Genomic DNA, 13,504 nt, shown 5'->3' with positions numbered 1-13,504 from the left:
TTCGCCTAGTCCAAGTCAGTGGGCAGGCCGATGTGCCCCAACACCGCGCTCGCAGCGGCCACCGCAGGGCTGGACAGATACACCTCGCTGGTGGGGTCGCCCATGCGGCCGACGAAGTTGCGATTCGTCGTGGCGATGGCTCTCTCGCCTGCGGCCAGAATACCCATGTACCCGCCCAAGCACGGACCGCAGGTGGGCGTGCTCACAGCGCAGTTGGCATCAAGGAACACGTCCATCAGCCCCTCTTCGATGCACTGCCGATACACCTGCTGCGTGGCGGGGATGATGATGCAACGCACATCGGGATGCACCGTGCGTCCGCGCAGCACCTCGGCCGCCTGACGCATATCGTCCAAGCGCCCATTCGTACAGCTGCCGATGACCGCCTGATCGATGCGCACCTCACGCGCCTCAGCGACCGGGCGCGTATTGCTGGGCAAATGCGGGAAGGCCACGGTGGGCACGATGTCGGCCGCATCGATGTGGATGACATCGGCATATTCCGCATCCGCGTCGCTATGGTATTCGGTAGAGGGCCGCTCCACGCGACCATCCATATACGCGCGCGTGACGTCGTCCACCGGGATCAAGCCCGCCTTGCCACCCGCCTCGATGGCCATGTTGGAGATGGACATGCGCTCATCCATGGGAAGCGCCTCGATAGCGCTGCCGGTGAACTCCATGGCCTTATACAGCGCGCCATCCACGCCGATCATGCCGATGATGTGCAAGATGACGTCCTTGCCGGTCACGCCCGGTGCCAACTGGCCGTCCACCACGAACTTGATGGTCTCGGGCACCTTGAACCACGCCTTGCCCGTCGCCATGCCCACGCCCGCATCGGTGGAACCCACGCCGGTGCTGAACGCGCCCAGCGCGCCATAGGTGCAGGTATGGCTGTCGGCACCGATGATCAGATCGCCCGCGCCGACCACGCCCTGCTCGGGCAGCAGCGCATGCTCAACGCCCATGCAGCCCACTTCGTAAAAGTGCGTGATGCCCTGCGCATGTGCGAAATCGCGCACGATCTTGGCCTGTTCGGCGCTCTTGATATCTTTGTTGGGAACGTAGTGGTCGGGCACGAGGATAACGCGCTGCGGATCGAACACCGCATCCGCTATCTCGGTGGCCGTGCGAATGGCGATGGGTGCCGTTACGTCGTTTGCCAGCACCAGGTCAAGGTCGCATTCGATCAACTGTCCTGGTTCCACTTCATCAAGCCCGGCATGGGCCGCGAGGATCTTCTCTGCCATGGTCATGGCACGCGCCATAAGCAACCTCCATTCAAACTCTGTTGTGTGGTGGAGATTCTACCACTGCACACCGCAGGAAGCAGTGCGCTGTAGCAGAAACTCCGAACAGCCGCCACCGCAAGGTCCCGCTTCGACGAGTGCGCCTTCTGGCGCTCGCCACACGACCTCCTGCCCGTCGCTCAACGAGACATGCCTCTCTGCTTTGGATATGCGGAATGCGCCCGCGTTCCTTCTGCCTGCGGACGCTCTGCCTGCTGACGCTATGCCTGCCGACGCGGCTCGAGCCACGCGAGCCACGCAGCCGCATCCTCTGCCGACACGTCCCACAACGTGATGGTCGTGCCGCCCACGCCCGCGGCCGTGCGCGCGTTCAGCGTAGCCACCTGGGACAGGCGCTGGAATGGATTGGTACGCGTGTAGCCGTATTGGATCTTGGCGCGCGGGAAGCTGCGCTCTTCGCGCGACAAGCCGCCATTGACCACCTTCATGAACTGGCGATTCACCGCGAAGCCCGACTCGCGCGCCCAGCGCAATGCACTTATCAGCTCAAGAACGAACACGATAGCGGCCACCACGTACAGGCCCGTGCAAATGATGTTGCACCACCCCACGAACACCGCGTCCGCCTCCGCCGTATTCGTGGTGAGCCCGGCCTCGGGTGCGAACACCATGTTCACCACCGCTTGCAACACCGCCACGATCACGGCCAGCCAGAAGCCGCCGCCCTGGACGATGCAGCGACGAATGATGCCGCGCCGCAGCGCCACCGGTGCCACGGGCGTGCGCCCTTGCGGAATACCCGCATACTCGGGCACCAGGCCCTGCAAGATGCCTGGCACATCGGCCAGCTTGCAGAACGGATGCACGACCACCCCGGTCGCGTTGAGGCTGTTCTTCTGCTGGCCCGCATCATCCGAGGCAGCCGCGTCGATCTTGTCGAGCGACACCTCGCAATAGCCGATCAGTCGGCGAATGACCGACTGCTTCACCACGACCGCCTGCACGCGCTGGATGCTGATGCTCTGGCGCGTGTGCTGCAACAGACCATGCTCCACCTCAACGCGATCCCCCACGCGGCGCGCGCGGAACCCGCCATAGTTGATGCACTGACCCACTGCCGACAGAAGCCAGAAGAGGGCGAGCACGACCAAAATGCCCACGACGGACAACGCGATGCCGGTGCTCATCAGCGGATCGGCCCCCTGCGCAACGAGCGTCCCCACCGTCTGCTCTACCTGACCGGTCTGCTCGGGGAAGAGATCGCTCGCGAACTGAAAGAGCTGGCCCACGCCCGCCATGAATCCCACCACCAGCAGCACGAACGAGGTGTTGCTGGACATGCCCGCCAAGAACAACTGCGCATTCGTCAGACCGTATTCGTAGCGTGGGGTCATTTCCTGCTGGGGCGCACCCGCGAACACGCCGCCCACTTCATCCCATGCCTGCTTGCCATAGTCGAGCACGTTGGCAGGTCGCGGCACCGCACCGGGTTGCGCCCCAGCGCTCGCCTCTGACTGTGCGCCGTGCGCCTGCATGGTAGCCACCGCCGCAGCTGGTACCGGAGCGGCGTGCGGTTGTAGCGCTTGGCGCTTGCGAGCGTATAGCTCGGCGGTCAGCCACTCGGCTTGCGCTTTCGTCACGTACGGTATCAGCACCGCCTTGTTCGACGCGCCACCAGCCGTGTCGATGAACACGTTGCGCACGCCGAATGCGCGCTGGATCAAGCTGGCGCGCGCATCGACTGACTGCACGCGATCGTAGGGCACATGCACGCGCTTCTTCGTGATGATGCCGCTATACAAGCTGAACTCGTTCGGCCCCAGCGTGAAGTACAGGCGCTTGTACGCCAGCACGTGCACCAGCACCACCAGCCCCACGAAGATGAGGAACAACACGCCCGTGCCGCCGAGCACCACGCCCACCATGCCGATGCCGGAGTAGCCGATCTCGTCCACCACCGCCGCCACCGATGAGAACGACGAGATCATCAACACAAAGAAGACAGCCAGCAGCGCGCGGATGGTGCCGAGCCAAATGTAGCTGTGATGCACATGATAGGCGGGAAGGCCGCCTTCCTGCCCGAACGGCTGAATGGGTTGCGCCGATTGCGCCGAGCGCGTCGCCTGTCCCAGCTGTGCGGGCACCGGCGGCTGAACGACCGGTTGCTCGCCTACCGCTGGCATCACCGGCGCCTGCTCCGGCTGCGGTGTGGACGCAGGCATAGCGGCCGTACCGTATTTCTCGTTGTATGCGCTCGTCATCTAGATATCCTCACGCGCAATGCGAGCCAACTCGGCCGCACGATCGCGCAGCTGTTCGGCCTGCGCTGTGCTGATGCCGGGTATCTCATGCTCGCCCGCTGCCGTTGCCACGGTAACGCTTGATAGCCCGAACGCGCGCATGATGGGCCCCTGGCGCGTGTCGGTATTCTGCACACGAATGAACGGGATCACGAAGCGCTTGCGCCAGATGATGCCCCGCGCGATATCAAGGAAATCGCTTGACATCTCGTAGCGCCAACGCGCATAGCGAATCGGCGGCAGCACGACCAAGAAGATGATGGCGAACACCGCGAACAGCGCAGCGATGACCGCCATGACCACCATGGCCCACGATCCATCTTCGCTGCTGGCCACGATGACGAACGGGACGAAGCAAGCCAGAAAGCACACCACGATCCAGATGGCATCGTTGATGCGCCACACGTTCTTGATCTTGGGGTCCAACATTTCGTGCGGCATCTCGCGCATGAGCATCCTTCCTTACGCAGCAGATACGATCAAAGATTGGTAGGGGCGGCGGGACTCGAACCCGCACGCCTTGCGGCAGAGGTTTTTAAGACCTCGGTGTCTGCCATTCCACCACGCCCCCACACGTTCATTCTACAGCACGGCGCACAGCCCATCCAGAAGCGTGATGGCATAGTGCTGGGCCGAGCGCTGCTCGCCCGCATCCATCCAGCTTGGCCCCGGCAGCACCACCTTCACGCGCAGCGGTTTCGCGGCACGCGCGGTCTGAATGGCCGCTGACAACCGACGTGGCAGCGTCTCTTCGTCGTAGATCACCTCAGGCACCGCATCTTCTCCCGGCTCCAAGGCGATCTGCACCAGCAGCATGTCCTCGTCAGGCGCCACTGAAAGCGCGTCAGCGCTGACGATGCGCGATGCCGGATTGGTGGCAAGCGCCAGATTCGACATGCGCTGCGCCACTTCGCGCGTGAAGCTGTCGGTGCCGAACAGGCAAAGCGCATGAGCCTCGAGCACATCAGCGGCGCGCGCGAAACCCAAGCTGCGCGTGGCGTGAGGCGGCTCCTTGCCGGCCCAGGAATGCTCCAGATGGCGCAGCGCCGCGAACGTGTAGGCGCCCGCGATGCCATCGGAGGGCAGGCCCATGTTCACCTGGAACTTGCGCAGCGCCATCTCGGTGATGGCACCGAAGATGCCATCATCTGCCCCGCAGGCGAACCCGAGCGCGCCCAGCGCCCGCTGCAATTCCAGCACGTCGTTGCCATGTAAGTAAGGCATGCGCAGGTACAGCGTACGGTCACCCATATGATAGGTGGCATCCACCAGCGCCGCCCATACCTTGCTGGTCACCTCGTCACAAGGGGGCATGTCCTGCGCGCGGCAAAACGCGCTCAACGCCTTCGCGGTGGCCTCGTCGAACACGCCGCTGACCGCCTCGGGTGCGAGCAGTCCCAGCAACGCCAAGCGCTCCTGCACATCTTCAACCGCCGCTCCCGTGTCGCCGCGCTTGATAGAATCCATCGCCGCCATATCGTCGCCTACCTGTTGTCTATTTCAATCTCTTCACGAACCAGTCAGCCATGCCGATGAGCAGATCGCGCGCAGGGCTCGGCGCCACCACTTCGATCAGGTGTCCCTTGGTGCTGTCGGTAAGCCCCTCGGCGTATTCGCGCGCATACGAAATGGACCCGGCATGCTCCATCAGCTCGACCGCTTCGGCCAGCCCCTCGGGCTGCCGCTCCTTCGATGAGAGTATCTCGATGAGCCGAGCGCGCGGTGCGCCGTCCAGATGCTGGAGCGCATGCACCACCATCAGCGTGCGCTTGCCCTCGGTGATATCGCTGCGAAAATCCTTCTTCGTGGCCTCTTCGGCCCCCACCAGGTTCAGCAGATCGTCCTGTATCTGGAACGCCAAGCCCGTGCGCAGGCCATAGTCGCGCAACGCCTGTATCTGCTCTTCGGTGCCATCTCCCACGATGGCGCCGATCGCCAATGGCACCGCGCCGGAATAGTGCGCGGTCTTATGCGTGGCCATCACCAGATAATCCTCAGGCGTGATATCGTAGCGACCATCGCGCGCCCAACCGATGTCCATGGCCTGGCCTTCCACCGTGCGGCGCGTCATGGTGATGAGCTCGCTGGTAACGCGTATCTTCTGCGTATCATCCAGCAGCGGGTCGTCGATCACCGGGCCCACCGCCAGCGCCAATGCTAAATCGCCCATGTTGATGGCAAGGCCCTCACCCTCCGTCAGGTGCAGGCATGGCTCACCGCGACGCATCTCGGCCTCGTCGGCGATATCATCATGAATGAGCGCGGCGGTGTGGAAATGCTCGACGGACGCTGCCGCCGAGGTGGCGCGATCAACATCTCCCCCCACCGCCAGGCATGCCGCGAACGTGATCAGCGGTCGATGGCGCTTGCCGCCATTCTTGCTGTACGTCATCAGCGGATCGTAGAGATAGCGGTCCATATCGGGATGGCTGCCCCGCTGGATGTACTGATTCACCAATTCTCCCACATCTTCGGCGTAGCAATCGAGATAGGCCTCGAAGCTGTCGAAGGGTTCTGTCGCGGTATTCAGAAGCTCGCTTGCTGTTCTCATAGTCCTCATCTGGCTTGTGCATTGTATGCGTAAACGATTGCCGCTGCGGTGCACATCTGAACATGCCGCCCCGTGTTCAGGGCTGCTCGGCTGCCTCAGCTGCAAGCCGCAGGATCATGCCATCCAGTATATCCGATTCGCTGACGGTAAACGCGTCCATCTGGGCCGCATGCATCACAGATTCGAGAATCAACATGCCCGCTACGATGACGGGCGCGCGGCCTGGGTCCAAACCCACCACCTGCCGACGTTGCGCCAGGGGCAGCGCCGCCAAACGCTCGGCGATGTCGCGCAGCTCAATCGCCGACACGCGCGCGCCATCCACCCGTTCGCTGTCATAGACCGCCATCTGCTCGCGAATGCTCACCGCCGTTGTGGCAGTGCCCGCCACCGCGATCATACGATCCGCTGGCGCGATGCCCTGCCCGCGCACCCCCGCAAGCCACGCGTCGAACGCAGTCTGCATCCAGGCGCGTGTCGCTTCCAGCTGTGCGCGCGAGGGCGGGTCAGCGTGAAGGAAACGCTCGGTAGCTCGGCGGCAGCCAATGTCGAACGAATGCGCAACCTCGGCAGATGCGCCCGCACGCCCGATGGAAAGCTCCGTGGAGCCGCCGCCCACATCCACCACCATCACGCGCTGACCTGCGAACGCGGCCGTCGCGCCCGCGAAGGTGAGCGCCGCCTCTTCGGCACCGCTGATCACGCGCAACGGCAAGCCCAAGCGGGCGAGCATCTCCTGAAACGCATCCGCATTCTCAGCATCACGGACAGCCGAAGTGGCCACGACCATGGCGTTGCACCGCGGCACCTCGTAGCGTGCGCGAACCGCCAGAAACGTTCGCAGCGCCTCTTCGACCCGTTGCATGGCCTCAGGCCGCAACCGATGCGTCGCATCAACACCTTCGCCCAGATTGGTGATGCAGTACTCCTTCGTGCGCACTTCAAGACGACCCGCGCGAACATCTGCCACCATCATGCGGCAGGTCACCGTGCCGATGTCGATGGCGGCATAGCGCCCATCACGCAGGCCGGTGGTATGCGTGTCATCCATCATTGCGGATTGGAATACCCAAAGAGCAGATCGAGCACGCCGGAATACCAGGTATCAGGCGCCGCTACGCCTCCCGGCACCACGTTCGCCACGAAATCGGTGCTGCTCTGTACGTCGATGCCACTGACACTGCCGGCCTCTTCGCCATCCTTCACCATGCCGTATTCAGCATGCGCCTTGTCCTCGATGCCCTCTTCGGTTTGCAACATATCCACCGAATCAGCCAGCGCCTGGTTGCGGTCCATGACCGCTGCGTACTCGGCAGCCACCCGGTCGCGCTCGCGCACCTGCTGGTAGCATTGCTGCGCTGGCGCGTACAGCATGAACGTCAGAAACGCAGCGCATCCGATGACCGTCAAGATGCGCACCGTGCGCTTGGGCAGCGCCTTGAGATCGGGCAGCGTGATGCCGCCGATGAAGCCGGATGCGGCCGAGATGCCTTGAGCGGCCTTTTGCTGCAACGCCTGCGCCGCTTTGCGATGCTTTGCGCCCATCTTGGCCTGATACACCGCCGCGCGCGGGCCGCCCTCCGAGTTCGAAGCGGACGCGCTCGCCTCGCCTTTGCCGTAGAGCTTCGTGAACTTCTTCTCGGCACGGGCTTTGCCGCGGCGGCGCTTGGCTGCCTCTTTGTTGGAGCGCTTTGCCGATTCGTGCGCAGTGCTGCGCATCTCTGTTCGCGCCGTTTGCGACGTGCGAGTGGCGCTGCGCTCAGGCGCGGGTGCCTCAGCGCGCGCAGCACCGGATGCGACGTGCTTGCGCCCTGCCGAAACGATGCGCGTGAGCATGTTCGTCGGGGCGCTGGTTGCTGCGAGGCGCGCACTCGTCGAGGCGCTGACAGCCGTCGTGCGCGCAGATGCCTTCTCGACCGGCGCTTTCTCAGCATGAACACGTTTGCGCGTGCGCATGCCACGCGTCGACTTCTTCTCTTCAAGTTTGGTGGTGACCGCATATTCGGAAACAGAGACTGACCCAGAAACGGCAGGTCGGCGCCGCTTCGCTGATCGGCGCGCCTCTTCAAACGTGACGATGTTGTTCCTTGTGGCCAAACTGCTCCTTGGCATGGTGTGTTTCAGCTGCAGTGATGCGATAAAGAGCGTCTATAGCTTAGCATGCGCGAGCCCGCTGGGGAACCCGCGCATCCGGAAGCGTCAAAATAATGCAGAACGGCTTCAATCCCATGCTTGACGCATGAGGGAATCCTTGGGAACCACGCCGTTTTCGCGCAGCACGCGGACGATGGACATGACGTCTTCGCCCTGCAGCGCAGCCACCGGCTCGCGCATCTGGTTCGTCTCGAAGATGCCCATCTGCCACAGCGCCGTCTTGAAAGCGCCCACGCCCGCGCCGAAGCCGACGGTGGCCTTCACGCGGCGCGTCATCATCATCAGACGTGCGAGATGATCCTGCAGTTCGGTCACGCGATCCCACTCGCCCTTCTTCGCGCAGTGCCACATCTCCACGTAGCTGTGCGGATCGATGTTCGCCAGGCCGGGAACGCTGCCATCGGCACCACCCAGAAGCACGCCGTCCACGCACACCTCGTGCCCGGTCAGCAGCTGCATGGGATGGCCCGCTTCCTCGTTCTCGATCATGAGCCAGCGGAATTGCACATCGTCGCCGGATGAATCCTTCACGCCTTGCAGCACGCCATCGGTGCCCAAGCGGATCAGCATCTCGGGGTTGAGTTTCGTATGCACGCTCACCGGCAAGTCGTAGGCGAACAACGGCAGCTCGGTGCTCTCGCGAATGGCACGGAAATGCCGCTCTGTCTCGGTTGGACCGCCGAGCGCATAGAATGGCGCTGTTGCCACGAGCGCATCCACGCCCTCGCAGCGCGACACGCGCTTGGCCTGGTCGATCACGCGCATCGTCTCCATATCGATGATGCCTACCAGAACCGGCACCCGACCATCCACGATCTCCAGAGCGGCGCGCAGCACGCGCTCGCGCTCATCGTTGGTCAGGAAAGCCACTTCCCCGCTTGACCCCAAGAAGAACAACCCGTGCACGCCCGCATCGATCATGCGGTCAATGCTGCGCTCGAACGATACCGGGTCGAGCGTGCGATCGCCTTTCAGAGGAATGATAACCGGAGGGATGACACCGCTGAACTTCTTCAGATCTTCCATGTCGGCCTTTCGCTTTCGTTTCGATGGTAGAGCAGGTTATGGTACAACAAATGAGAAGCCCCCGCATCGGGAGCTTCTCAGCAACATCATTTGCCCAGTTCCGGGTGGAGCAGCGACGGCGCGGCGCCCAACAGCAGGCGCGTGTAGCTGTCCTGCGGATCGTTGAACACCTGCTCGGCGGTACCGCGTTCCACCGCGCGCCCCGCATTCATGACGATGATGCGATCGGAAATGTAGCGAACGGTCTGGATGTCGTGACTGATGAACACCATGGCAAGGCCCAGTTCCTTCTTCAGATCCATCAGCAGATTGAGGATCTGCGCACGCACCGACACGTCGAGCGCGCTGGTGGGCTCGTCGGCGATGATGGCGTCGGGCTTCAGGGCGAGCGCACGCGCGATAGCAACGCGCTGACGCTGGCCGCCGGACAGCTGGCCCGGCAACGCTTCAAGGGCGCTCTGCGGCAGGCCGACCATGCCGATCAGGTCATGCACGCGGCGCTCGCGCTCTTCCTTGGTGCCCACCTTGTGCACGATCATGGGATCGAGCAACTGCTCGCGTACGCTCATGCGCGCGTTCAGCGCCGTGGCGGGGTCTTGGAAGACCACCGAGATCACGCGCCCGATGACGCGACGGTCGGCTGCGGTGCGATGGGTGACGTCCTTGCCTTTGAAGAACACGCGGCCCGAGGTCGGCGACTGCAAGCCGCACATGACGTTGGCCGTGGTGGACTTGCCGCATCCGGACTCGCCCACGATGCCGATGGTCTCGCCAGGCCATAGCTTCAAGGTAAGACCGCGCACCGCATGCACCAGATTCGGATGCAGCAGACTGCCCGTGCGCGTCTTGAACGTCACTTCGATGTTATCCAAGAAGATGATGGGCTCAACGCCTTCGCGCTCGAATGCCTCTTCTTCCGCCTCGATCGCCTCGTGGCTTGCTGGCGTCTCGCACGCGACCGCGCCATCGGTGTCCGTGCCGCACGCATCAGTAGCCGCACCGCCCGCTTCGATCGTTGCGCGTTCATACAGCTCGGCGTCGCTGCGCACCTTCGCCTTGTCGGATGCAAGAGCCCCGCCCGCGGCGGCTACCATCTCTTCGCTGAGGGTTTTACGGTCGCTCATTCGATCGGACCTCCTGGTACATAGGGCTCTATGCCAAGGCGCGCCAACTCGCTGTCAGGCAGCTCGGCGAAGTAATGATCGGTATCCTGGTAGCGCTTGAGCTTCGGGCGAATGGGCGACACCTTGTCGGGATGACTGCTGCGCGGGGTGAAGCGGTCGCCCTCGGGGAAATCCTTCGGGCTGGGCACGCTGCCCGGCACCTGATGGAGACGATCGCCGCCCGCCTCGATGGAGAGCACGCTGCCCAGCAGGCCGCGCGTGTACTCGTGGATGGGGTTGGTCAGAATGTCGATCACCGGACCTTGCTCCACCACCTGACCGGCGTACATGACCGTGATGGAATTGGCCACCTCGGCCACCAGCGCCAGGTCGTGACTGACGAACACCATGGCGAAGCCCAGTTCCTTTTGCAGGCGGTTCAACAGATCGACCACCTGCTTTTGCACGGTCACGTCCAACGCGGTGGTAGGCTCGTCGGCGATGATGACCTTCGGGTCGCGCGTGAGCGCCATAGCGATCAGCACGCGCTGGCGCTGACCACCGGAGAGCTCGTGCGGATAGGAATCGAGCGTGCGCTTCGGATCGAGGCCTACCAGCTCAAGCAGCTCTTCGGCACTGCGCGTGCCGCCGCGCTTGGTCAGCTGCTTCATCTGCGCACGGATCAGCATGGACGGGTTGAGGGAGCTCAGCGCGTCCTGATAGATCATGGCGATCTCGCGGCCGCGCAGACGATTCATCTCGCGATCGTTGAGCTTCAGCAGGTTCTCGCCGTTATAGAGCACCTCACCGGTGATGGTGGCGCTGCGATCGAGCAGCCCCATGATGGCAAGGCTGGTGATGGATTTGCCACATCCCGACTCGCCCACCAAGCCCATAGTCTGGCGCGGGCGCACCACGAAGCTGACGTTGTCCACCACGTTCACGTCACCATGCCGCGGGAAGCGGATGCACAGGTTCTTCACCTCGAGCACCGGCGGTACGTCGGTCTTGGCCGTGAATCGGTCGTTGCGCTGCGCCTCGATGGCGCGCAGGGCATCCAGCCGCTTCTCCAGCATCTCAGCCTGCGCGGCATAAGCCAGCTTCGGATCGGCCACCATGCGGTCGGCCTCGCGGCCACCGGCCAGCTTGTCGTCGCCCGCGTCCACCGGCGCCTTCGCCGGTGCGGCCATGGCGTCGGTGATGCCCTCGGAGAAGATGTTGAGGCACAGCACCGTGATCATGATGGCAAGGCCCGGGAACAGCGCCTGCCACCAGCGCCCTGCCAGCACGCCGTCGCGCGCGTCAGCCAGGATGTTGCCCCAGGTGGGCGTGGGTTCGGGAATGCCCGCGCTGATGAACGACAGCGACGCCTCGAACACGATGGCGTCAGCCACCAGCACGATGGTGAACACCAGCACTGGTGCGATGCAGTTGCGAATGACGTGCTTCACCAAGATCCAATTAGCGCGCGCCCCCGATACGATGACCGCGCGCACGTAATCTTGGTTGTACTCGCTCATGACGTTCGCGCGCACGATACGCGCGATCTGCGGGATGTACAAGAAACCGATGGCGAAGATGAGCGAGGGCACCGAATTGCCGAACACGATGACGAACGTGGCGGCCAGCGCGATGCCCGGGAAGGACATGATGATGTCCAGGATGCGCATGATCAGGTTAGAGATCCAGCTGCGCACCACGGCTGCCAGCGAGCCGATGATGCTGCCCACCACCAGCGCGAACGCCGTTGCGCCCAAGCCGATGACCAGCGAGTAGCGCCCGCCGTACATCATGCGCGAGAGCACGTCGCGGCCCTTGTCGTCGGTGCCGAACAGGTGCGCAGCATCGGGCGCTTCGCGCGCCACGGTGATCTCGTAGGGGTTATACGGTGCCAGGAAGTTCGCGAACACCGCGATCAGCACGATGACGATCAGGATGATCAGCGCCACGCGCGAACTGATGGGCATGTTCTTCCAGCGGCGGAAGCGCACCTTGCCTTCCAGTTTCTCGGTGGTCTTCTCGCGCAGCTTCGGGCCCAACTCAGGGCCACCAGCAGCTGGCTCGGTGGCCGCTGCCGCAGCGTCGGTGCCGTACAGGGGCGCCTTCGCTTCGTCTTTAGGGGTATACAGCTCGTCTGAGGCCATGCTACACCGTCCTTATGCGCGGGTCGATAAGGATGTAGAGCATATCGACGATGATGTTGATGATGATGAATGCGATGGCCACGGTGAGCACCACGCCCTGCACCAGGTACAGGTAGTTCGACTGGATGCCCGACACGATGGCCATGCCCATACCAGGCAGGTTGAAGATGACCTCGATGATGACCGCGCCACCGATGAGGTAACCGATGCGCAGGCCCAGCACCGTAACGGGCGTGATGAGCGCATTGCGCAGCACGTTGCGCGCCACGACCACGCTTTTCGGGATGCCCGCGCCGAGCGCCGTGCGAACGTAGTCCTTGTCCAGCTCCTCCACCATGGACGTGCGCACCACGCGCGTCAGCTGGCCTGCTACCGGCACGCCAAGCGAGATGGCGGGCAGCAACATGCGCATGAACCAGCCGCTGGGGTCGACGAAGAGATCAGGCAGCTTGCCCGATGCGGGCAAAACGCCCTGGAACGCCAGGATCAGCAGCACCGCCAACCAGAAGGACGGCGTTGCGATGCAGGCGATGGACAGGATGCGGATGACCTGATCGGGCCAGCGGTCGCGGTACAGCGCCGAGACCACGCCCAAGATGACAGCCACGATCACGCCGAAGATAAGACCCATGAAGGTCAGCTGCAGCGTAACGGGCAGCGCCTCGAGCACGCGGTCGGTCACGCTCATGCGCGACGCGCCATACGTTCCGAGGTCACCCTGGAAAAGCCCTAACAGGAAATTGCCGTACTGAACGATGATCGGGTCGTTGAGTCCCATCTGCTCGCGATAGGCCTGCGCCTGTTCCACCGTGGCATTCTCGCCCAGAACCGAATATGCCGGATCGATAGGCGAGAGTGACATGATGAAGAACACGAGGATGGTGACACCCAAGATCATGACAGGTAACCACAGGATGCGATTACCTATCAAACGAAGTAGGTTATTCACGCGATTCCCCTTACCTTGACGTTA

Annotated in this window: 11 protein-coding genes and 1 tRNA gene; all 12 read right to left on the bottom strand. The window is 63.2% G+C overall.

Features of this window, described 5'->3' with window-relative positions; all coding sequences use genetic code 11:
• Positions 1–5 precede the first annotated feature (5 nt).
• Positions 6–1,271, bottom strand: a complete 1,266-nt coding sequence (gene leuC / locus NFR19_RS01845; protein ID WP_251212076.1) for a 3-isopropylmalate dehydratase large subunit — start codon at positions 1,269–1,271, stop codon at positions 6–8.
• A gap of 242 nt (positions 1,272–1,513) precedes the next feature.
• The gene (locus NFR19_RS01840) at positions 1,514–3,514 is read right to left on the bottom strand and encodes a PH domain-containing protein (RefSeq protein ID WP_251212075.1); all 2,001 of its coding nucleotides are present in this window, start codon (positions 3,512–3,514) and stop codon (positions 1,514–1,516) included.
• On the bottom strand, positions 3,515–4,009 hold the full coding sequence (locus tag NFR19_RS01835; protein WP_432762715.1) for a PH domain-containing protein: 495 nt from the start codon (positions 4,007–4,009) through the stop codon (positions 3,515–3,517). It abuts the gene before it with no gap.
• Between the two features lie 31 nt (positions 4,010–4,040).
• Positions 4,041–4,124: transfer RNA gene (locus NFR19_RS01830), tRNA-Leu, on the bottom strand.
• An 11-nt stretch (positions 4,125–4,135) separates the two neighbouring features.
• Positions 4,136–5,029, bottom strand: a complete 894-nt coding sequence (locus NFR19_RS01825; protein ID WP_251212073.1) for a peptidoglycan-binding domain-containing protein — start codon at positions 5,027–5,029, stop codon at positions 4,136–4,138.
• Between the two features lie 19 nt (positions 5,030–5,048).
• Complete coding sequence (locus NFR19_RS01820; protein ID WP_251212072.1) at positions 5,049–6,104, bottom strand: polyprenyl synthetase family protein; 1,056 nt, start codon at positions 6,102–6,104, stop codon at positions 5,049–5,051.
• 76 nt (positions 6,105–6,180) lie between these two features.
• Positions 6,181–7,155 (bottom strand): Ppx/GppA phosphatase family protein, encoded by a 975-nt coding sequence (locus NFR19_RS01815; protein WP_251212071.1) that lies wholly within the window; start codon positions 7,153–7,155, stop codon positions 6,181–6,183.
• Positions 7,155–8,201, bottom strand: coding sequence for an FtsB family cell division protein (locus NFR19_RS01810; protein ID WP_251212070.1), 1,047 nt, complete (start codon positions 8,199–8,201; stop codon positions 7,155–7,157). The genes NFR19_RS01815 and NFR19_RS01810 overlap by 1 nt, the downstream gene beginning before the upstream one ends.
• 123 nt (positions 8,202–8,324) lie before the next feature.
• Entirely contained in the window at positions 8,325–9,284 is a 960-nt protein-coding gene (locus tag NFR19_RS01805; protein ID WP_251212069.1) for a dihydrodipicolinate synthase family protein, read from the bottom strand.
• 86 nt (positions 9,285–9,370) lie between these two features.
• Complete coding sequence (locus NFR19_RS01800; protein ID WP_251212068.1) at positions 9,371–10,408, bottom strand: ABC transporter ATP-binding protein; 1,038 nt, start codon at positions 10,406–10,408, stop codon at positions 9,371–9,373.
• Positions 10,405–12,354, bottom strand: a complete 1,950-nt coding sequence (locus NFR19_RS01795; RefSeq protein WP_432762716.1) for a dipeptide/oligopeptide/nickel ABC transporter permease/ATP-binding protein — start codon at positions 12,352–12,354, stop codon at positions 10,405–10,407. Before NFR19_RS01795 ends, NFR19_RS01800 begins: the two co-directional genes overlap by 4 nt.
• A gap of 178 nt (positions 12,355–12,532) precedes the next feature.
• Positions 12,533–13,480, bottom strand: coding sequence for an ABC transporter permease (locus NFR19_RS01790; protein WP_251212066.1), 948 nt, complete (start codon positions 13,478–13,480; stop codon positions 12,533–12,535).
• Between the last annotated feature and the right edge of the window lie 24 nt (positions 13,481–13,504).

Source organism: Adlercreutzia murintestinalis (genome assembly GCF_943192905.1).
GTDB classification, from domain to species: Bacteria; Actinomycetota; Coriobacteriia; order Coriobacteriales; family Eggerthellaceae; genus Adlercreutzia_A; species Adlercreutzia_A murintestinalis.
The sequence above is the reverse complement of the archived record's forward strand: the minus strand, read 5'-3'. Positions and strand labels throughout refer to the sequence as shown.